The organism is Sphingomonas lycopersici (assembly GCF_026130605.1).
Classification (GTDB): Bacteria; Pseudomonadota; Alphaproteobacteria; order Sphingomonadales; family Sphingomonadaceae; genus Sphingomonas; species Sphingomonas lycopersici.
Genome location: NZ_JANFAU010000001.1, coordinates 541,863 through 561,801 on the forward strand (window position 1 = coordinate 541,863; position 19,939 = coordinate 561,801).

Below are 19,939 nucleotides of genomic sequence, written 5' to 3' on the forward strand. Positions count from 1 at the left end.
ATTGCACCGGTGCAATTTTCGCTGGGAGAGGCAGGCGATGAGCAGGAACAACAGCAGGTTCGCGGCGGATCTCGCCGGCGCGATCGACGGCGCGCCCGAGCAGCCGAAACGACCGACGCGGCTCGGCATGGGGGTGCTCGCCGGGCGCGAGAACCGGCTTGCCGAGCTCGCGACCGGCTCGGTGGTCAACCGCGTCGTCGAGCTGGTCGATCCGGCGAAATGCCGCATGTGGGAAGGCCATAATCGCGATTATGCCGCGCTCAGCGAAGAGCGTTGCCGCGATCTGATCGAAAGCCTCAAGGCGCAGGGCAAGCAGGAGGTACCCGCGCTGGTCCGCCGGGTGCATGACGATCCCGATTATCAATTCGAGGTGATTTCGGGCGCGCGGCGGCATTGGTCGATCAGCTGGCTGCGCAACAACAATTATCCCGAATTCCGCCTGCTGGTCGAGATCCGCGATCTCACCGACGAGGAGGCGTTCCGCCTCTCGGACATCGAGAATCGCGCGCGCGAGGATATTTCGGATTACGAGCGCGCGCGCGACTATCTCCGCGCGCTCGGCAGCTATTACGGCGGCCGGCAGCAGGATATGGCCGAGCGGCTGCACGTCACGCCGAGCTGGCTCAGCCGTTATCTCGATCTCGCGCGACTGCCCGATGTGATCATCGGTGCGTTCGTCTCGCCGCACGATCTGCGCATCAAGCATGTCACGCAGCTCAAGCCCTTGTTCAAGCCGGCGGAGCGGATGGCGCGAGTCGTTGCCGAGGCCGATCGCCTCGGCGCGGCACGTGCGGCGGGCGATGCGGTGCCGAGCGCGGCGAGCGACGTGGTCCGCCAGCTGACCAAGGCGGCGGACGCCCCCAAGAAGTCAGGATCCCCCAAGAAGTCAGGATCGGACGCCTTGCTGGGCGCGACCAGCGGTCGCCCGGTGCTGCGCATCGATCGCCGCACGCGCAAGGCGCTGACGCTGACCTTGCTCCCGCAGGACGGCGCGTCGCGCGCCGAGGCGGAGGCCGAATTGGGGCGGCTGCTCGACCAACATTGGCCGGCGTGACGTCAATCGGCCGGCGCGGTGACCCCGAGCCGCGCCAGTTGGGCGTCGAGCGCCGCTATTTCGGCGTCGAATCGCGCGAGCGCGTCGTCGATCGGCGGCGTTGACGCGGCAGGAGCGGGCGGACGGCCGCGTCTGGCGGCGACGAAGCCGTAACGCGTCGCGAGATCGCGCGCGAGATAGACCCGCCAGCTCTGCCGCGCGCTCACCTCAACGACGAGATCGAGCGCCGCGGCGCGGGCGAGCAACTTGCCTGCGCCGGACAAGGTGAGATCGAGCGCGTGCGCGATCTCGCGCGGGGTGGTCAGCGGGGCGATCATCAGCCGCGCGAGCAACGTGCCGAGCGCGCCTGGGCGTCGCTCGGCGGCGATGGCGCGGGCAGCGGCCTGGCGGCTCGCTTCGATCGCGGAAAGCTGCTCCAGCGCATCTTCCGCGAGCCGGGTCAGCGACTTGAGATAGCGCGGAACGATCGCCGCGCGATCGCGCGGGGCGAGGCGCCACGCTTTGTCGGCGGGGACCAGACACGGCAACACGTTGCGGGTGACGCCGAGCGCGCCGAGCAGCGCGGGAAAAGCCAGCCACGGGGCGCTGCTACGCTCGGCGCGCGCATAACGCGCCCCCAGTTCGAGCGCGCGCAGCAGGAGCGGGCGATCACTCCAATCCCCCGGGAGGTCGAGCGAGAGCGGAATCAGCTCCCGCCAGTGTTGCTGCCGCGCCTGCCGCAGCTCGTCACGCCACGATTCCAGCCCGCTCAGCTCGTTGTAGAGTGTCGCGATCGGGCGGCGACCGGGCAACGGAAGGTCATATTCCCGGCTAAAAATATCGATTTCGTCGATTTCCACCCCTTGTGCCCGAAGCGCGGCGGCATAGCCGGACCAGCAGGCACGCAACCGCCACGCCGCACCGGCGGAAGTGGCAGAAATACGTGTATCCAAGCGGCTTATTGCCAGCGCGGCCTGCTCAAGCGCGCTGACTAGCGACAGGGTCCAGTCGGGCGCAGAGAGGTCGGGGAGGGGAGATGCCATCCACGAATAGTAGACTGAAGCATGCCTTTCAGTCCAGTTACTCGGAGGAGTCGTGGAGCGTTCTTTCGGCCTAGGGGGGGCGGCTATTGCCGGTGTAGCGAGAGGCGCCAGCTCACATTCACGCGCCAGTCGCTGCGATCGGCGGGATAGGGGTGATCTATCACCTTTGCTCCCTCGATCTCCAGCCATGCTTTGCTGTTCCAGGACAAGCGGACTCCGCCGCCGGCCGAGCCGAGGCTGTAGTCGCTCGCCGCATACCATAAGCGCGGCTCGACATAGATGTGCGCGTGATCGACGAAGCCGTAGATCTCGCTCCCCTTGAACCGTGCGGGCAGCCCGGGCCGGAAGGCGAGTTCGGCCGACCCGCCGAACCCGCTGTCGCCGGTGAGCACGGCGGCGTCGAACGCGCGCCCGATCTCGGTTCCGCCGACCGCATAGCGTTCGCTCGCGGTGAGCCGGTCGGGGCTGTACTGCCCCGTCGCGCGCAGTCGGCCGACGAACTTCTTGCCCAGGGCGCGATCAAGCGTGGCCCGCGCGTTGATTTTGGTGAAAACCGTATCGGTAATCCCGGGCGTGCCGCGCGCGCCGAGAATGTCGAGCCCGCGGCTCACCGTCAGCCCGCCGGTCAGGGACATTTTCTCGTTGACCGAGGAATAGCCGATCGCGCTGCGGATCGCGCGGGTATGATCGGTCGAGATCAGCGCGCCGAACGCCGCGGCGTCGCTGTTAATCCCGTCGAGCCCGAGGCTGACCGATAGGTTGCGGCGATAGCCGCGGATCACCGGATAGGCGAGCGAGACCCCCGCGGTCGCCGCCTTGCCGCGGACCGGCTGATCGCTCGGGCGGGTTTCGAGATAGCCCCCCGACGCGCCGAGCGTCAGCCCGTCGCTGCCGATCGGGGTGGCGTGGCTCAGCGCGGCATAGCGGAAACGCTTCAGATCGGTCGAGGCGAGCAGCATCAGATCGGTGCGATCGCCGTCGCGCAACAGGCTATAGCCGTGTGCCTCGGCGCGGAACTGCCCGCTGCCCAGCCCCTGGGTGGCGCGATTGTCGACCCCGAATGCGAAATCGCTGTGCCGGCGATGCGGGGTGAGGACGATGACGACCCCGCCGGCCTGCTTGCCGCGCTGCAGATCGGCGTCGAGCTTGGCGCCGGGGATATCGCGCATCAGCGAGAGCAGGCGTTCCAGCGTCCGCCGCGACAGCGGGCGCTCATGCCGCAGCCGCTCGCCATAAGCGCGAACCAGCGGGCTCGCGCCTTTGGGATAGACGACATCCTCGACGAAGCCCTCGGCGACCTGCACCTTGATTTGCCCGGTGGACAAATCCTGCTGCGGGATCGCGACGGTGTAGAGCGCGATCCCGGTATGCGCATAGGCGGCGGAAAGCTTCGCCGCGAGCGCCTCGAGCGTCGCGCCTGTCGCGGGTTTGCCGAGGAATGCGGTGGCGGCATCGGCCACCGCGGCGGGCACTTTCACCCCCTCGAACGAAATGCCCTTGATCGGCGCGCCATTGCCCTGCGCCTCGACCCGCGAGGCGACCGCCGGCGGGCTGACCGCTTCGTCGGGCAGCGGCTGCGCGGGCTGGACGCGATCGGCGCGGCCCTGGTCGATGATCAGCGGCGCCCCTTGCGCCTCCGGTGGCAATGTGTTGCCTTGCGCGGCCGCCAGCAGCAGCACGCCCGTCGCTACGGACATGAATCCCCCTGGAATGAGGATCAACGCGGCTCGGGACCGAGCCGGTGGCGCCGCCGCATCGATCGGATGCGGCGGCTCACCTGCGTCAGTGCCCGATCTTCCCGCCGAGCAGCCCCGAGACGAGCCCGGTCTGCCCGTTGGTCGTGCCGCTGGCCGAGGCGCCCGCGCTCACCGCCGGCAGCGCGGAGACCACGCCGTTGACGATCGTCCCGACCGGGGCGAGCAAGCCGCCGGTGGCGCCCGTCGCGCCGGCACCGCCGGTCGCCGCGGTGACGGTGCTGAGGACCGGCGCTGCTGCGCCCGTCGCCGAGGTGGCGGTATTCACCACCTGCGACACGACATTGCCCGCGGTGCCCACGGTATTGGCGACCGCGCCGACCACGCCCGCGGCGACCGGCCCGGCGACGGGCACCCCGCCGACCGCCCCGGTCACGGTGCTGGCGACATTGGTGATGCCGCCGGTCGTCGGCACGCCGCCGGGGAGCAGGTTGGCGTTGACGAGCGCGGGTTGCCCGTTGCCGATCACATTGGTGTTGTTGAGCGCCAGATTGACCAGATTGGCCGAGGCGCCCCCGGTCGGCGCGGTGACGTTGGCCACGCTGACATTGGCGACGCCGTTGACCGTGGCGGACACCACATTGCCCGCGTTGAGCACGCCCGCGGTGGCGAGCGTCCCGGCCGGCGCGGCGGTGCCGAGCGCCGCGACCCCGATCGCGCCGGGCGCGCCATTCGCCGCGGTGAGCACCGGATTGTTGCCGACCGCGATCGTCAGCGCATCACCCACCACGCCCTTGACGCCGTTGACCAGCAGGGTGCGGCCCTGGCCGACATCGACCAGCGCGGTGCCGGTATCGTTCAATATCCGGGTGATCGTGCCGGTGATCGGCTGGGCGAGCGGCACCGCGGTGGCGATCGGGGTGGTGACCGCCCCGGCGCCGTTGGCGACGCCGAGCACTGCATTGCCGGCGGTGGCGAGCACCGGGGAGACCTGGGTGATCGTGTCGGTCAGCAGCCCGCTGCCATTCGCGCCGTTTGCACCGTTCGATCCATTAGAGCCGTTGGAACCGTTGCTGCCATTGCTCCCGTTGGAGCCGTTGCCGTTCGATCCGTTGGTCCCGCCCGAGCCATCGCCGCCGTTGCTGCCGTTCGAGCCGCCATTGCCCGCGGAGGGCGCGCCGACGCTGGCGACGCGATAACCGCCAGCGCTGTCACAGGCGCTCACCAGCAAAAGCGCGACGACCGACCCGGCGCCGAGGAGTAGCTTAGCATTCGAAGAATGGTGGGACATGTTTTCCTCCTGAATCCTTCTGTTGCAATGATCGGCGACTCGTGAGCGTAAACCGGACAAGACTTTAGGGACGTGTCCGTAACGATCGACATGAAGGGACAGAGAAGAGGAGCGTGGACGCGGTGGGGGCGGCCATGTACAATACTCCTGCGACAAACCCATCCATTCGCCGGACCGGGCCTAAAGCATCGCAAAAGCCCTGTCCGACAGCTCGAGCTGCCGAAGTTTAGATAGAAACACTTTGTTTCCGTTTGTTAATATCCGCCCATGAATATTAACAAACTTCTAATTTTTACCCCAGTGTCAACTAATCGATGCCGAGCGCGATGCGGCAGCATCTAGTTGATAAATATGATGAAACCCGAGGACGTGAGCGGCGCGGGTCGATTGCATCGAGAAATTTCCCCGCCGATCGGCGCGCCGCGCGGCGATCGTGCGGGTTCATCCCGATATCATTGAGACTCGGGGCTTATCGCCGTCGTTCTGCGTCAGGCAGCAGCGCGGTGAGCAGCCCGATCGCGGGCAGGAAGGCGCAGAGCTGATAGACCGCGTCGATCCCCGCGCGATCGGCGAGCCAGCCGAGCACCGCGGCGCCGAGCCCGCCCATCCCGAACGAGAAGCCGAAGAACAGCCCCGAGATCATCCCGACCTTGCCCGGCACCAGCTCCTGCGCGAACACCACGATCGCGGGGAAGGCGGAGGCGAGGATCAGCCCGATCACGATCGTCAGCGGCCCGGTCCAGACCAGCCCGACATGCGGCAGCAGCAAGGTGAAGGGCAGCGCGCCGAGGATCGAGAACCAGATGATATATTTGCGCCCGAAGCGGTCGCCGAGCGGCCCGCCGAGCACCGTGCCGACCGCCACCGCGGCGAGGAAGGCGAACAGATGCAATTGCGCATTCTGCACCGACACGCCGAAACGGTGGATCAGATAGAAAGTGTAATAGCTCGTCAGGCTGGCGAGATAGACATATTTGGAGAAGATCAGCGCGAGCAGGATCAGGATCCCCCGCGTCGCGTGACCGCGCGGCAGCGGGATCGCGGCCGCCGCCTTGCGCCCGGCGTGAAGCCGTTCGAGCCCGTGGTGGCGATACCAGGTCGCGACATTCCACAGCACCGTGCCCGACAGCAAGGCGAGCAGCGCGAAGAAGGCGAGGCTCGATTGCCCCCAGCGCACCACGACGATCGCGGCCGCGAGCGGGCCGAGCGCCTGCCCGGCATTGCCGCCGACCTGGAACAGGGATTGCGCAAGCCCGTGCCGCGCGCCCGCCGCCATTCGCGCGACGCGCGAGGATTCGGGGTGGAAGACCGAGGAGCCGACCCCGAGCAGCGACGCGCCGACCAGGACCAGCGGATAATTGTGCGCGATCGACAGCACCGAAAGCCCGGCGAGCGAAAAGAGCGTGCCGCCGGGCAGCGCGAGCGGGGTCGGCCGTTTGTCGGCATAGAGCCCGACGAGCGGCTGGAGGATCGAGGCGGTGAGCTGATAGGCGAGCGTCACCAGCCCGATCTGGCCGAAGCTGAGCCCCAGATCGGTCTTCAGCCCGGGATAGATCGCCGGCAGCAGCGACTGCATCATATCGTTGAGCAGGTGGCAGAAGCTGATCGCGGCGATCACGCCGAACACCGTGCCATTCGCTGCCGCATCGCTCTTGCCGCCGGCCGTCATCGTGTCGCGCATCGTCGATCCTTGAACCCGACGGGCGATCTAGACCCTCGCGCGGCGTCCCGCATCCATATATGGGTCAATCAATTTCGCGAGTGGGACAAAGTGACGCATCGCCACGCCAACGATTACGAGCATGTCCCGCGCCCCGTGGTCGGCATCGGCGGTGACTACCCGGCGTCGTTCGAACTGGCCGAGCACAGCCACCAGCGCGGGCAATTCCTTTACGCGGCGCGCGGGGTGGTGGCGGTGAGCACCCCGGAGGGTGCGTGGGTCGCGCCGCCCGAGCGCGGGGTGTGGATTCCCGCAGGGACGCCGCATGCCGTGCGGATGGTCGGCGCGGTCACGACGCGCAGCGTGCTGGTCGAGCCGGCGGCGTGCCCGACGCTGGGGCGGCATTGCCGCGTCGTCTCGGTCTCGCCGTTGTTGCGGCAATTGCTCGTCGCCGCCGCCGAAATCCCGGCCGAATATGACGAGACCGGGCGCGATGCGCTGGTGATGCGGCTGCTCGCGACCGAGATCGATCGCGCGCCGGTGATCCCGCTCGCGGTGCCGTTCCCGCGGCACGCGGCGCTTGCCGGGCGCTGCCACGCCTTTCTCGAGCGCCCGCGCGCGACGGCGACGATCGACCAATGGGCCGATGCGCTGGCGATGAACCGCCGTCGCTTCACCCGGCTGTTCCGCCGCGAGACCGGGATGAGCTTCGCCGAATGGCGGCGGCAGGCGTGCCTCTCGGTCGCGCTGCCGCGGCTCGCGGCGGGGGAGCCGGTCACCGCGATCGCGCTCGATCTCGGCTATGACGGCCCGGCGAGCTTCTCGACGATGTTCCGGCGCGTGCTGGGCGTTCCGCCGAGCCGCTACCGGAATTAGGGCGTCGTGTCTTGAACCCGGAGCAACCTCCCCCGTTCGCCCTGAGCCTGTCGAAGGGCTGCCCTTCTTCCTTGCGAAGAAAAGGGCAGGGCTTCGACAAGCTCAGCCCGAACGGGGAGGGGACGCCTTGTTACAGCTTGATCCGCACCCCGCCATAAGCGGTGGTGCCCGGCGCGCGATAGGTGAAGACCTCCTGATATTTCTCGTTGAGCAGATTCTCGACCCGGCCGAAGATCTGCACGCGCTTGGTCAGGTCGTAGCTCGCATTCAAGTTGACCAGCACATAATCGTGCAGGTCGACGAGCAACGTCTGATAGCTGCTGCTGAACGCATAATCGCGCATCGCGCCATTGTAGCGAAGCGTCGCGGTGACGCTGAGCGGCAGCGCGTCGGGGATATAGCTCACATTGAGGCTGGCGCTGTTCTTGGGCCGGCGCACCGCCTGGGTGATCACCGGCACCGGCGCCTGATAGCTGCCGTCGGCGGGCGCCGGGCTCGTCACCGCGAGTACCGATTGCGGCGCATCGAGATAGGTATAGGCCGCGTCGACCCGCCAGTTCTTCAGCTTGATATTGGCATAGAGCTCGACGCCCTTCTGCGACGTGGAAGTGGCGCTGTTGGCGCTCGAGGTGACATATTGGCCGTTGGCGAAGACATAGACCGTCTGGATCTCGTCCTCGAAGCGATTGTCGAAATAGGTCGCGCCGATCTTGGCGTTGCCGCCGGCGAAAATCTGTTCGACCCCGGCTTCCCACCCCTTCGATCGCTCGGGCTGCAGGTTGGGGTTGCCGATATATTGGCCGGTGGAATAGCCGAACAATTCGGTCAGCGTCGGCGCCTTGATCCCCGTGCCGTAAGCGGCGTGGAGCCGGGTGCCGGTCGGCAGCAGATAGCTCGCCGTCGCGCGATAGGTCTCCGCGCCCTTGAAGCGCGAATATTGGTCGATCCGGGCGGAGGCGCCGAGCGACAGCCGCTGGTCGACGGTCAGCTCATATTCGGCGACGAAGCCGGTGGTGTCCGACCGGTTGGTGCCGGTGAAGGCATAGCCCGAGGGATCGATCACCCGTGCCTGTTCGCGCTCGAAATCGACCGCATAAGTGAAGCGGTTGCGGACATGCTCGTTGCCGAAGCGGACGGTGCTGTTGAACGCCGCGCGATAGCGCCGGCCGCGATCGCCATAGCTGTAGCCCGCGCTGGTATAGCCGTCGCGCGCCGCATCGGTGATCTGCCCCGACAGCATGTTGCTCCACGCGCCGTCGAACAGATTGAGCTCGGCGCTGACGAGGCCGTAATAAGCGCTGTTCTTGTAATAGCTCCCCGGCGTGTCGACGAGCGTGATCACCGGATAGCCCAGCACCATCGGCGAATTGGGCGCGATCGCCTGATCGTCGGTATCGGCGCGGGTATAGTTATAGCGCCCGACCGCGGTGAGCTTGAACACGGGGGAGGGGGTCCAGTTGGTCTTGACCGATACCCCGAGATTGTCGGCGCCGAGATCGCGCGATCCACCGGGCGCCGCCGGATAGCCTTTGGTGGTGAGGTAGGCGGCGGACACGGCGTAATCCACATTGTCCCCGGCGACCCCGCCGGCGCGCGCCGCGGTGGCGAAGGTACCCTGCGACCCGCCCTCGGCGCGCGCGGTGATGCCCGGCGCCTCCCGGCCGGTGAGGGTGGCGTAGCTGATCACCCCGCCGATCGCATCCGATCCGTAGAGCGCGCTCTGCTGGCCGCGCAGCACCTCGATCCGCGCATTCTCGTCGGCGACGAGCCCGGCGAAGTCGAACTCGCTGTAATAAGGATCGCTCGCCTTGATCCCGTCGACGAAGACGAGGACGTGGTTGCTCTCCGACCCGCGGATGCGCACCTGCGTCGTCCCGCCGATCGCCCCCGAGCGGCTGACCGCCATGCCCGGCACGTCGCGCAGGATATCGGAAACCATCCGCGTCTGGCGCTGCGCGAGCGCGTCGCTGTCGAGCACCGTCACCGAGGAGCCGATCAGATTGGCCGGGATCGCATCGCCCGAGCGCGAGGCGGTGACGACGACGTCGCCGGCGGGCGGTGCCGCGGCCTCGGCGGTATCGGCGGGGGCGGGAGGCTGGTCGCTCAGCGCGAGCGCCGGGGTGGCGGCGACAAGCGCAAGCAGGGAAACAAACATTCTGGTCATCATTCATTCCACGTCGCGTCGGTTCGTTCGGCGTGGGCGGGGCTGTCCGGTCGGACGCGCGGCGCAGGCGGGAAGGGGCGAACGCGGGTGCCCCGGCCAGCTCGCGCCGCGTGCGGCCCCGGGCCGCGCGGCTGCGCGTCGCTCGACGGAAGAACCCCCGTGCCGCGGCCGACCCCTGGACCGAAGCATTGAGCGACCCGCGCCGGCAGGTCTCCTGGCTCGCGGGTCGTCGCTCGATCCACGCCTTCCCGGTCGCCCAGTGGCCGCGCGGGGGCAACGCGCCCCGCGCTGGTGGATCTCGCTCGCCGCTCACAGTTGCAGGGGCAGCCGGGGTTTCGAACCCCGTTCCCTTTGAATCCCCTTGCGGGGAACCGGCGCGATCTTCGCCCGCCGGGCAGGCCCGGCCGGCGTCGGCGCCCTTATCGCAAAGTCGGCGCCGCGCAAATCCTCAAGATTTGGGCGGCGCGCTCGCGAATTCCTGGCTGACGATCCGGCCCCAGATCGCCGCGAACTCATTGCCGTATTTGGCCAGTGCCTTGTCCCCGCCGAGATTGCTCAGCATGATCCGGCCGATGTTGGTGCGGGGATCGATCGTCATGAAGGTCGTCACGCCCGGATCGCCGCCATAATGACCGACCGAGCCGTCGCGGCGATATTGCCAGAACAGGCCCGCGTTCGGCTCCTTTGCCGGCAGCCCCGGAATCGGGTCTACGAACTGCGGCTTGAGCATCATCGCGACCTCCGCTTTCGAGAACAGGCCCGGTTCGCCCGCCCGCCCCTTCAGCACGGCGGCGACGAATTTCGACAGATCCCGGCACGATGTCCGCAGCCCGCCGTCGGGATAGGTGGTGATCGTATAGGCGGGCAACGGCTTGAGCTTCTCATCATAAAGCACCGCGCGCTGCGGCCCGGAAGCCGCATCCGTCCACCCCGATTGGGTCATGCCCAGCGGCGCGAGGATCTCCCTGCGGGTCACCTCCGCGTAGGAATGCTGCGCCTTCACCTCGACGGCATAAGCGGCGAGCGTCGCGCCGATATTGCTATAGGCATAAGCCGCGCCCGGCGCGGTGTGCGCGAAGTTGCGCCGATCCCACGTCGCGCCGCCCGGCGTGAAATAGCTGCGCAGGAAGGGCGCGATATCGAGATCGTTCGCGGGCCCGGGTCGGTAGCCCGCCGAATAGACCGATTCGCGGTCGACGATTCCGGCGCTGTGCGTGGCGAGCTGCCGGAGCGTGATCGGCAGGTCGGGAAAGCCGGGGTTGCGCACCGGGAAGGGAAGGAATGTCGCGATATCCTCGTCGAGCGTGAACCACCCGCGATCGACCCCTTTGACGAGCATCGCGCCGATCAGCGTCTTGCTGATCGACCCGATCGGCTGGACGGTCTGCGGCGTATAGGGGGTATGCGTCGCGACATCGGCGTAACCGAAGCCCTTTTCGTAGAGCGTGCGGTTCGCGTCGAAGACGATGACGCAGAAACCGGGGACATGCGATGTGGCATGAAGCGCCGCCAGATCCCGATCGAGCTCAGCCGGGGGCGGCGTCTCCGCCGTCGCCCCGGACAGGCTCGCCGCCGCGAACAGCGCAGCCACAGAAAATCGCAAGCGTCGGATCATAACATACCCTTTCGGTTGAAGGCGGAAATGGCGTGCGGCGTCAGCTGGCATAATCGGCGGCGCGTGCGCGGAACGCGGGGCCGCCGATCGCGTCGTCGAGTTCCGCGCGGCTCATCGCAACGGTCGCCGCGCCGGTGCGCGCGAGCGTCTCGAATACATGCGCGATCGACGCGGCCGCGGCGCGCGGCGCAAGGTCCGGGACCAGCGCCAGCGCATATCCCGCGGCCTGCCGCTGCAACAGGACGCCGGGATCGGGCGCGAGGACATTGCAGATCAGCGGGCGCTCGTGTCCGAGCGCCTCGACCAGCATCGCGTGCTGATCCGCGCCGGTGACGCCTTCGACGAACAGCAGGTCCACGCCGGCCCGGGCATAAGCTTCCGCGCGGCGCAGCGCTTCGTCGAAGCCGAGGCTCGACGCCGCATCGGTGCGCGCGCTGATCAACGTATCATCGAAGCGCCGCGCATCCTGTGCAGCGTGCAGCTTGCCGATCATGACCGGAAGCGGGACGAGCGGACGCGCGACCAGCCGATCGGGCGGCTTCACCTCGAGCTGATCTTCGATCTGGATCGCCGCCGCGCCGGCCGCCTCGAGCATTCGCACGATACGCGCGACCTGCAGCGCATTGCCGAACCCGCTATCCGCATCGACCAGCAGCGGAAGTGCGCAGCGCTCCGCAATATGTGACAACACGTCGACCAGCTCGACGCCGCCGAGCAGACCGACATCGGGTCGGCCGAGCCGCGACCAGGCGAGCGCCGACCCGGAAAGGAACGCCGCCTCGAAGCCGGCACGCTCGGCAAGGAGCGTCGACAGCGTATCGAACACGCCCGGCGCGCAGAGGATCGAGCCCCGGCCGGTGAGGCTGCGCCGCAACCGTGCGCCGGTGGATTCGGTGCTCCCGTCTCCTCCTGCAGGGGTCGGTCCGCATGATTCCGCATATCGCGCCACCGCTTTTCGCATCCCCGATCTATACCCCATTGACAGTAATTATTGAAGATGATCTCATATTTAATAATCAAAGGGAGGATGCATGTCACGCTTCAAATCGGCCACCCGCCTGGGCGCGCTGCTCACGCTCGGGTTGACGGCGCCCGCGCTGGCGCAAACCGACGCGCCGTCGCCGCCCCAAGCGGACAATGCGATCGGGGACATTCTGGTGACCGCGCGCAAACGGTCGGAGCGTCTGCAGGACACGCCGATCTCGATCAGCGCCGAGACCGCGGAGAGCATGGCACGCAAGGGCATCGCCAATATCGCGGACATCGCGCGCCAGACCCCCGGTCTCCAATATGGCGATTTCGGCGACATGAAGCTCTCGCCCACGTCGTTGCGCGGGGTGACCGGCTCGTCGGGATCGGCCGGCGCGGACCCGGCAATCGGCTATTATGTCGACGAAATCTATCAGGCGCAGGGCCCCGGCGCCGATCTCGATCTCTACGACATTGCCCGGGTCGAGGTGCTGCGCGGGCCGCAGGGCACCTTGTTCGGGCGGAATACGATCGGTGGCGTGATCAGCATCACCACCGAGCGGCCGTCCGACACGTTCGCCGCATCGGTCACCGCCGATATCGGAAACTATGACGCGCGCCGGATCGGCGCCTCGATATCCGGCCCGATCGTGCCCGGCGCGATCGCCGGCAAGCTCGCCTTCGTCAAGGATCAGCGCGGCGGATTCGAGCGCAACGTCTGGCTCAATCGCGACGTCAACAACCACGATTCCTGGGCGCTACGCGGCCAATTGCTGTTCGATTTGGGCACGACCACCAGCCTGTTGTTGACCGGCAGCTATCGCGCGGCCGATCAGGAACAGCTCGTATTCGAAACGCGACGCTACAATTTGGATGCCGATCTGCCCAAGGCGCTGGTGGCGCTCGGCCTGCCGCTGAACACCGATCCGTTCGATCGCAAGGTCTATTCGGACAGCCCCAACAAGGAACGCCTGCGCGCGTGGGACGTCGCCGCGACCTTCAAGACGCGGATCGGCGATGTCGGCGTGACCAATGTCGCCGCCTATCACTGGCACGATTATTTCAGCCGCGCCGACACGGATCGCTCGCCGCTGAAGATGCTCTACGACGGCGATCCCGAGCGGGTCTGGCGCTGGTCGGAAGAGCTGCGTTTCGATCTGTCGACCGGGCCGATCGACTGGCTCGCCGGCCTCTACTATTTCCGCCAGAAGAGCCGCAATCAGAGTTTCGTCGAGATCGGCGCCGATCTCGCCGCGAACCTCGGCGCGCCGGAACTCGCCGGTTTCCGCTCGGGCTCGAACGGCGAACTCGACACGACGAGCAAGGCCGCCTTCCTCAGCGCGACATGGAAGATCGCGCCACGCCTCGATCTCACCTTGGGCGGGCGCTACACGCGCGACGAAAAGACCATCCATTATGTCCAGGTCGACGCGATCGACCTGCTCGGCGGCAATACCGACGTCCGCGCGAGCGGCGCGTGGAGCCAGTTCACGCCGAACGCCAATCTCCGGTTCCGCATCACCCCGACGGTGATGGCCTATGCGACGGCGAGCAAGGGCTTCAAGAGCGGCGGATTCAACGACGCGCTCGGCAGCGCGGACGGCATCGCCTTCGGCCCCGAATCCCTGTGGAATTACGAGCTCGGGCTGAAGACCGAGAGCTTCAACCGCCGCCTCGTGATCAACGCCGCACTCTATTATATGAAGTGGGACAAGATCCAGCTGTCGGAGGACAATCCGGCGACCCCGGTCTATGATCCGATCATCCTCAACGGCGGCAGGGCGCATAGCAAGGGCATCGAGGTGGAGATGACCGCGCGCCCCACCGATCGCCTGACGCTGGGCGGCAATGTCTCGCTGCAGGATGCGAAATACGAAAATGGGCATCTGCCGACCGGCGAGCCGCTGAACCATATTCCTTATGCGCCCGGCTATACCGGCGGCGCCAACGCCGAATATCGCCTTCCCGTCGCGCAATGGGGAACGCTGGCTTTCTACGGCGAATATCTGCTGCGCGGCCGGACCTATCTCACCAACGATGCCGATCCCGACGGGGTGGTACACCCTTACGGGCTGCTCAACCTGCGCCTTTCGCTGCAATCGCCCGACGAACGCTGGCGCGTGACCTTGTGGGCGAAGAACCTCACCAACCGCATCTATGAAGAGCGGGTGTTCGATCTCAGCGGTCAGACGCTGATCGGCCAGAAGTTCATCATCCTCGGCGATCCGCGCACCGTCGGTGTCGAGTTCAAGCTGAAATATTGAGAGGCCGTCATGCCGCGCAATCTCCCCTTGCTGGCGCTCGTCGCGCTTTTCACCGGCGGACTGGCCGACCCCGCGCCCTCCCGCGAACCCAGACCGGCCGGGTGGAGCGACCGCTCCTATTATCTGGCGATGCGCGACGGCGTTGAACTGGCGGTCAGCCTCTATTTCCCCCATGGCGCGCCTCCCGCGACGCCCGCCCCCGTCCTGCTGATCCAGACCCGGTACGGCCGCGCCGGCGAGGCGGGGTTCGGCGCGCCGTGGCGTCGCGCGGGCTATGTCGTGGCGATCGTCGATACGCGCGGGTCGACCGCCTCGTTCGGCGCCCGCGACGTCGACATCGGCGCGGACGAGCAGCGCGACATGGACGAGATCATCGCCCATCTCGCCAAACAGCCGTGGTCGAACGGGCAGGTGATCGCGTCGGGCGTGTCCTATATGGCCGACACCGCCGACATGGCGACCAGCCGCCCCGCGCCGGCGTTGCTGGCGGCGATCCCGCGGCAGACCGATTTCGACACTTATGCGCATCTGTTCAGCCCGGGCGGGGTTTCCAACGACTGGATGCTGCAGACCTGGGGCAGCGCGGTGCGCGACATGGATCTCGGCCGCGATCCCGAGGGGGGTGATGCCGATTGCGTTGCGCGCGCTGCCGATTGCGCGAAATTGTTCCCGATCCTGCAGCCCGTGGACGGCGACGAAAGCTATACGAAGCTCCGCCGTGCGCTCGCCGCGCGCGGTCGCCACTGGGGGCCGGAGGATTATGCGCAGGTGATCTTCCGCGATCAGCCCGGGAGCAACGGGCATACCCTGTTCGCCTCGTCGCCGGCGGCGCATCTCGCCGCGATCCGTCGCGAGCGCAAGCCGGTGCAATATTGGGGCTCGTGGCTCGATGCCGGGATGGCCGAGGCGGCGCTCGCGCGTTACCGCTCCGCGCCCGAGGTTCCGGCCGAGGTCTGGATCACCGCCAACAATCATGCGCAGAACACCGGCGCCGATCCGTTCTTTCCGGAGGAGAAATCACCCACGCCGGCGGCATCGGCGATCTTCGCCAAGAACATCGCCTTCGCCGATCGCGTCAGGACCGGTGGCCGGATTGCGCGGCAGATCCATTATTATGTGATGGGCGCCAAAAGCTTCCGCACCACGCTGCGCTGGCCGCCGGCGGATGCGGCGCCCTCCAGCCTTTATCTGTCCGCCGGGCAGCGATTGTCCCCGCGCGCGCCGGCGCGGCGCGGTGCGGACCGCTACGCCGTCGACTTCGCCGCGACCACCGGCAAGGCGACGCGATGGTCGACGCAATTCGGCACGCCGCCCGCCTATCGCGATCGCCGCGCGCAAGACGCGCAGCTGCTGACATATGACGGCGCGCCGGTGGCGGCCGATACCGAATTGGTCGGGACCCCGGTGGTCACCCTGCACATGGCGGCGCAGACCAGCGACCCGGCGATCTTCGTCTACCTCGAAGACGTCGGCCCCGACGGCCGTTCGACCTATCTCACCGAGGGGCAGTTCCGCGCGATCCACCGCAAGATCGCCGATCCGGCGGCCTTGCCCTATGACCAGGGTCCCGCGCCGCACAGCTTCGCGCGTGCCGATGCGCTGCCGGTCGCGCCGGGCAAGCCGATGACATTGCGCTTTGCGCTTTTCCCGACCGCCGCGCTCATCCAGCGCGGGCACCGGTTGCGGGTGGCGATAGGGGGCGCCGATGCCGACACCTTCCGGCGCTATTCGGAGGGCAAGACGGACGTCTTCACCGTCGGTCGCGGCGGGCGCGATGCCAGCCGGATCGAGATCACGACGCGACCCTGGCGACGATGACGGCCGCGCCGGAACAGGGTTTGACGGCTAGCGGTTGTCCGTCTCGCGGGTATCGGCCGCGATCCGTTTGAGCGCGGGTTTGTCGATCTTGCCGATCGGCAGCAGCGGCAAGTCGGCCACGAACACGAAGCGTTTGGGAATCTTGTAATTCGCCAGCCGCCCGCGACACCAGGCCTCGATCGCGGCCGTCGACAATGACGGCCGCGCGACGATGAACGCCACCCCGATCTCCTGCCAGGTCGGATCCTCGGTCGAGACGATTGCGACCTGCTCGACATCGGGATGCGCCTCGATCGCCGCCTCGACCTCGCGCGGATAGACATTGTAGCCGCCCGACTTGAACATCTCCTTCAGCCGCCCGACGATGCGATAGCGGCCATCGGCGCGGTGTACGGCGAGATCGCCGGTCCTGAACCACCCGTCGGGCGTCAGCGCCGCGGCGGTTTCCGCCGGGCGGTTCCAGTATCGCAGCAGATTGTACGGCGATCGCGCCCAGACCTCGCCGCTCTCTCCTGCCGAAACGTCGTTTCCGCCGGCGTCGACCAGCCGGATCTCGACTCCCGGAAACGCGGTGCCGACCGAATTGGCGAGCACCTCCAGATCGCCGGTCGGCTCGGTCGCGGTGATGCCGCTGGTGGTTTCCGTCATGCCGTAATTGGTCGCCAGCCGTGGGTGAATGGCGTGCAGCCGCCGCAGAAGATCGACCGGCATCGCTGCGCCCTCCCACAATATCAGCTGGACCGCCGACAGGTCGAACGTGTCGAAATCGGGCACATCGAGTTGCATCTGAAAGCAGGTCGGCACCGATCCCCAGAGCGTCGCCCGCTCGGCGGCCATCAATGCCAGTGATGCGGGCGGGTCGAATTGTTCCAGAAACAGGATCGTTCCGCCCGCCAGCAAGGTCGGCAGGCTGACGTCGACGACGCAACCGACGTGGTTGATCGGGAAATAATTGACCGCGCGCAGCGGCGAGACCGGCCACAGTCGGTTCTGCGCGAGGCTAAACGCGGCCAGCCCGTGATGATGCAGCACCGCGCCCTTGGGCCGCCCGGTGGAGCCAGAGGTATAGACGATCAGACACGGGTCGAACCCGCCACATCCGGCACGCGCCGCGCGAAGCTGCGCATCGCCGCACCCTTCGCCCGCGGACATAAACGCCTCCCAGCGCGAGAAACCCGCGACCAGCGGTTCGCCGGCAAAGGCGACGGCCGTCTCCAGCGCGGGGCTGCATGCGCGCAGCCGGGTCAGCAGGTCGCGATAGTCCCGCCCGCCGATATGCGTCCGCGCCAGCAGCACCTTGGGCGCGGCGTCCGCGACGACATAGGCCAGTTCCTCGAACTGATAGCGCGGATTGAGCCCGACCCAGATCGCCCCGATCGACGCGCTGGCCAAGAAGCTGACGAGATAATCGGGGTGCGGCGTCTGCAGCGTCGCCACCCGATCGCCCTTGCCGACGCCCGCGACGATCAACGCGCGCGCCAGCGCGTCGACCGCACGCGCCAACGCGGCATAGCTCCACCGCCGGTCGTCCAGCACCATCGCTTCGTCATCGGGACGATGCGCCGCCATCCAGTCGGCATAGTCGCTGATACGCGGCAGCAGCGGCGGGGCGCCCGTGTGGGCCGAGCCAGGGACGATCATATCGCCGGTTCCAGACGGGTGCCGGCGCGATCTCGGATCGACAAAACGCCAATGGACAGCAGGGCAAGCGCCGGTGGCACCACGGCGACGAAGCCGGCGATCGCTGCGGCGCCCCTGCCCGTCGCCGACAGCACGAGCGCGGCGAAGGCGGGGCCGAGCGCCAGCCCCAGTTTCTCGATCGAGGTCCAGACACCGGTGAAGGCGCCCTCGACGCCGGCGCTTCCTTCGGCGTGGCGGATTGCGCTTTGCGCATGGGCGGTATGCGCGGCGATCGTGAAGGGAAGCACCTGTATCCCCGCGAAGGGGATTCCGGCGACGGCGAAGCAGATCACCGCCGTCGGCCATGAAGAATGGAGCAGCGCCGCCAAGCCTAGCGCGATCGCCGCCCCCGCATAGCCGACCGCCGCCAACATCAGCATCGCACGATCGCCGCGCCGCCGCCCGAGCCACGACCAGACCGGCGCGCTGAGGATCGTCGCAACAAGAAGCGCCCCCATCGCCGCCCCGACCTCGCCTTCCGCTCGCCCCCATGTGCCGACGACGAGATAGGGCACGGTCGCCGAAACCGCGCCGACCGCGGTGAGCTGCAGCAGGAAGGTGATCGCCAGCCACCGAAAGCCGGGATCCGCAAAGGCGAGGCGGAGCTGGTCGATCAGTCGCGGGCGCCGCTCACCCGCCGCGGACGGTCGCGCAGCCGCATCATGATCGGCGAGCATCGCGATCGGCGGGATCATTGCGACGAAACAGCCGGCTGCGATGCATCCGCCCATCGCCGCATAGCCGACGCGACCGCCACCGAAATGCTCCACCAGCACCGGCGCGACCGCCGCGCCGACGAGCACCCCGATCATCGACGCGGTCATCCGCCACCCGACCAGCCGCGCGCGCACCTCCGGATTGGCGGAAATCTCCGCCGGCACCGCGCTATAGGGCACCGCAAAGAGCGAATAGAAACCGGCGAGCGCGAAATAGCTCACCGCTACCCAGGCGAAGCGCGCCGTCGCGCCGGTCACCGGTGCCCAGAATAGCGCAGCGAACGCGATCGGCACGCCGATCGCCCCGATCATCATGAACGGCCGGCGGCGGCCGAAGCGGGAGCGCGTGCGATCGGACCATGTGCCGACGAAGGGATCCCAGACGACCGCCCAGGCCTTGGGGATGAATACGGCCAGCCCCGCCCAGGCCGCGGGCATGCGCAATATCTCGGTGCAGAAATAGAGCAGCAGGATCGTCGGGACGGTCGAGAAAACGCCGTTCGCGAGCGAGCCCATCGCATAGGCACCCACGCCTGCGGGCGCGATCGCGCGGTGTTTCGGGGTCATTGCGCGGGCGGGACCCAGACGGTGAGCCACCGCGCGACAAGCGCCGGGCGCGGGGCATTCTCGATCTCCACCTCGCAATCGACCGACAGGATGCGCCGGCCCTTCTTGTCCCAGCGCTCGCCGGCGGCGGCGAAGCGGCCGCGCACCCGGCACCCGACGGGAACCGGTGCGACCAGCCGCACCCGATCGAACCCGTAATTGAGATTATAGCCCACCTTGGCCGGATCGGCGCCCCAGCCCTCGCCGATCGCGGCGTGGAACATGCGCGTCAGCAGCCCGATGGTCAGGAAACCGAAGGCGATCGTTCCGTCGAACGGGCCGTGATCGACCGCCCATCGCGGGTCGACGTGCATCGGATCGGGGTCCAGCGTCGCCGCGCTGAACTGGTCGATCATTTCCTGGGTGACGCATATCCAGTCCGACACGCCGATCTCGCTTCCAGGCGCGAAATCTGACAGCATTCGAACGGCATTGGGAATGGGGTAGGGGTTGGACACGGCCTCTCCGAATATTTACTAGTGAAGCGAATAAATATGAGGTTGAGCTCAA

At 67.5% G+C, this 19,939-nt stretch carries 14 protein-coding genes and 1 riboswitch; of the genes, 4 read left to right on the top strand and 10 right to left on the bottom strand.

Annotation, left to right across the window (positions count from 1 at the left end; genetic code table 11):
* Positions 1–37 precede the first annotated feature (37 nt).
* On the top strand, positions 38–1,054 hold the full coding sequence (locus NED98_RS02195) for a ParB/RepB/Spo0J family partition protein (RefSeq protein WP_265311742.1): 1,017 nt from the start codon (positions 38–40) through the stop codon (positions 1,052–1,054).
* 2 nt (positions 1,055–1,056) lie between these two features.
* Here NED98_RS02195 and NED98_RS02200 read toward each other — a convergent pair whose 3' ends face one another.
* The 4 genes from NED98_RS02200 to NED98_RS02215 all read right to left on the bottom strand — a co-directional run bounded on the left by NED98_RS02200 (position 1,057) and on the right by NED98_RS02215 (position 6,742).
* The gene (locus tag NED98_RS02200) at positions 1,057–1,893 is read right to left on the bottom strand and encodes a hypothetical protein (protein ID WP_265311743.1); all 837 of its coding nucleotides are present in this window, start codon (positions 1,891–1,893) and stop codon (positions 1,057–1,059) included.
* A gap of 266 nt (positions 1,894–2,159) precedes the next feature.
* Entirely contained in the window at positions 2,160–3,773 is a 1,614-nt protein-coding gene (locus tag NED98_RS02205; RefSeq protein WP_265311744.1) for a ShlB/FhaC/HecB family hemolysin secretion/activation protein, read from the bottom strand.
* An 85-nt stretch (positions 3,774–3,858) separates the two neighbouring features.
* Positions 3,859–5,061, bottom strand: coding sequence for a hypothetical protein (locus NED98_RS02210; protein WP_265311745.1), 1,203 nt, complete (start codon positions 5,059–5,061; stop codon positions 3,859–3,861).
* A 469-nt stretch (positions 5,062–5,530) separates the two neighbouring features.
* On the bottom strand, positions 5,531–6,742 hold the full coding sequence (locus NED98_RS02215) for an MFS transporter (RefSeq protein WP_265311746.1): 1,212 nt from the start codon (positions 6,740–6,742) through the stop codon (positions 5,531–5,533).
* A gap of 90 nt (positions 6,743–6,832) precedes the next feature.
* Between NED98_RS02215 and NED98_RS02220 the strand changes: the two genes are divergently transcribed.
* A complete protein-coding gene (locus NED98_RS02220) occupies positions 6,833–7,597 on the top strand; it encodes an AraC family transcriptional regulator (protein WP_265311747.1) in 765 nt (254 codons plus the stop codon).
* 130 nt (positions 7,598–7,727) lie between these two features.
* Here NED98_RS02220 and NED98_RS02225 read toward each other — a convergent pair whose 3' ends face one another.
* The 3 genes from NED98_RS02225 to NED98_RS02235 all read right to left on the bottom strand — a co-directional run bounded on the left by NED98_RS02225 (position 7,728) and on the right by NED98_RS02235 (position 12,250).
* The gene (locus tag NED98_RS02225; protein WP_265311748.1) at positions 7,728–9,761 is read right to left on the bottom strand and encodes a TonB-dependent receptor plug domain-containing protein; all 2,034 of its coding nucleotides are present in this window, start codon (positions 9,759–9,761) and stop codon (positions 7,728–7,730) included.
* Positions 9,762–9,948: 187 nt separating this feature from the next.
* Positions 9,949–10,151, bottom strand: a riboswitch (cobalamin riboswitch).
* A gap of 58 nt (positions 10,152–10,209) precedes the next feature.
* Positions 10,210–11,352: a serine hydrolase domain-containing protein gene (locus NED98_RS02230; RefSeq protein ID WP_265311749.1), complete on the bottom strand. Its 1,143-nt coding sequence runs from the start codon at positions 11,350–11,352 to the stop codon at positions 10,210–10,212.
* Positions 11,353–11,416: 64 nt separating this feature from the next.
* Positions 11,417–12,250 (bottom strand): isocitrate lyase/PEP mutase family protein, encoded by an 834-nt coding sequence (locus tag NED98_RS02235; RefSeq protein WP_265311750.1) that lies wholly within the window; start codon positions 12,248–12,250, stop codon positions 11,417–11,419.
* Between the two features lie 157 nt (positions 12,251–12,407).
* Here NED98_RS02235 and NED98_RS02240 point away from each other — a divergent pair, with 157 nt between their 5' ends.
* A complete protein-coding gene (locus NED98_RS02240) occupies positions 12,408–14,609 on the top strand; it encodes a TonB-dependent receptor (protein WP_265311751.1) in 2,202 nt (733 codons plus the stop codon).
* A 9-nt stretch (positions 14,610–14,618) separates the two neighbouring features.
* The gene (locus NED98_RS02245) at positions 14,619–16,427 is read left to right on the top strand and encodes a CocE/NonD family hydrolase (protein WP_265311752.1); all 1,809 of its coding nucleotides are present in this window, start codon (positions 14,619–14,621) and stop codon (positions 16,425–16,427) included.
* Positions 16,428–16,454: 27 nt separating this feature from the next.
* On the opposite strand, the gene NED98_RS02250 is transcribed toward NED98_RS02245, so the two are convergent.
* The 3 genes from NED98_RS02250 to NED98_RS02260 are packed head-to-tail and all read right to left on the bottom strand — an operon-like array spanning position 16,455 to position 19,851.
* Positions 16,455–18,068 carry a class I adenylate-forming enzyme family protein gene (locus tag NED98_RS02250; protein ID WP_265311753.1) on the bottom strand — a complete coding sequence of 538 codons (1,614 nt, stop codon included), beginning with the start codon at positions 18,066–18,068 and terminating at the stop codon, positions 16,455–16,457.
* Entirely contained in the window at positions 18,065–19,390 is a 1,326-nt protein-coding gene (locus tag NED98_RS02255) for an MFS transporter (RefSeq protein WP_265311754.1), read from the bottom strand. Before NED98_RS02255 ends, NED98_RS02250 begins: the two co-directional genes overlap by 4 nt.
* The gene (locus NED98_RS02260; RefSeq protein ID WP_265311755.1) at positions 19,387–19,851 is read right to left on the bottom strand and encodes a MaoC/PaaZ C-terminal domain-containing protein; all 465 of its coding nucleotides are present in this window, start codon (positions 19,849–19,851) and stop codon (positions 19,387–19,389) included. The genes NED98_RS02255 and NED98_RS02260 overlap by 4 nt, the downstream gene beginning before the upstream one ends.
* Positions 19,852–19,939: the final 88 nt, after the last annotated feature.

What these genes read in the sequence shown, in the direction of transcription:
- NED98_RS02195 (WP_265311742.1), top strand. Translation starts at nt 38, where the DNA reads ATGAGCAGGAACAACAGCAGGTTCGCGGCGGATCTCGCCGGCGCGATC.
- NED98_RS02225 (WP_265311748.1), bottom strand. Translation starts at nt 9,761, where the DNA reads ATGACCAGAATGTTTGTTTCCCTGCTTGCGCTTGTCGCCGCCACCCCG.
- NED98_RS02250 (WP_265311753.1), bottom strand. Translation starts at nt 18,068, where the DNA reads ATGATCGTCCCTGGCTCGGCCCACACGGGCGCCCCGCCGCTGCTGCCG.
- NED98_RS02260 (WP_265311755.1), bottom strand. Translation starts at nt 19,851, where the DNA reads ATGCTGTCAGATTTCGCGCCTGGAAGCGAGATCGGCGTGTCGGACTGG.
- NED98_RS02255 (WP_265311754.1), bottom strand. Translation starts at nt 19,390, where the DNA reads ATGACCCCGAAACACCGCGCGATCGCGCCCGCAGGCGTGGGTGCCTAT.
- NED98_RS02210 (WP_265311745.1), bottom strand. Translation starts at nt 5,061, where the DNA reads ATGTCCCACCATTCTTCGAATGCTAAGCTACTCCTCGGCGCCGGGTCG.
- NED98_RS02245 (WP_265311752.1), top strand. Translation starts at nt 14,619, where the DNA reads ATGCCGCGCAATCTCCCCTTGCTGGCGCTCGTCGCGCTTTTCACCGGC.
- NED98_RS02240 (WP_265311751.1), top strand. Translation starts at nt 12,408, where the DNA reads ATGTCACGCTTCAAATCGGCCACCCGCCTGGGCGCGCTGCTCACGCTC.
- NED98_RS02205 (WP_265311744.1), bottom strand. Translation starts at nt 3,773, where the DNA reads ATGTCCGTAGCGACGGGCGTGCTGCTGCTGGCGGCCGCGCAAGGCAAC.
- NED98_RS02215 (WP_265311746.1), bottom strand. Translation starts at nt 6,742, where the DNA reads ATGCGCGACACGATGACGGCCGGCGGCAAGAGCGATGCGGCAGCGAAT.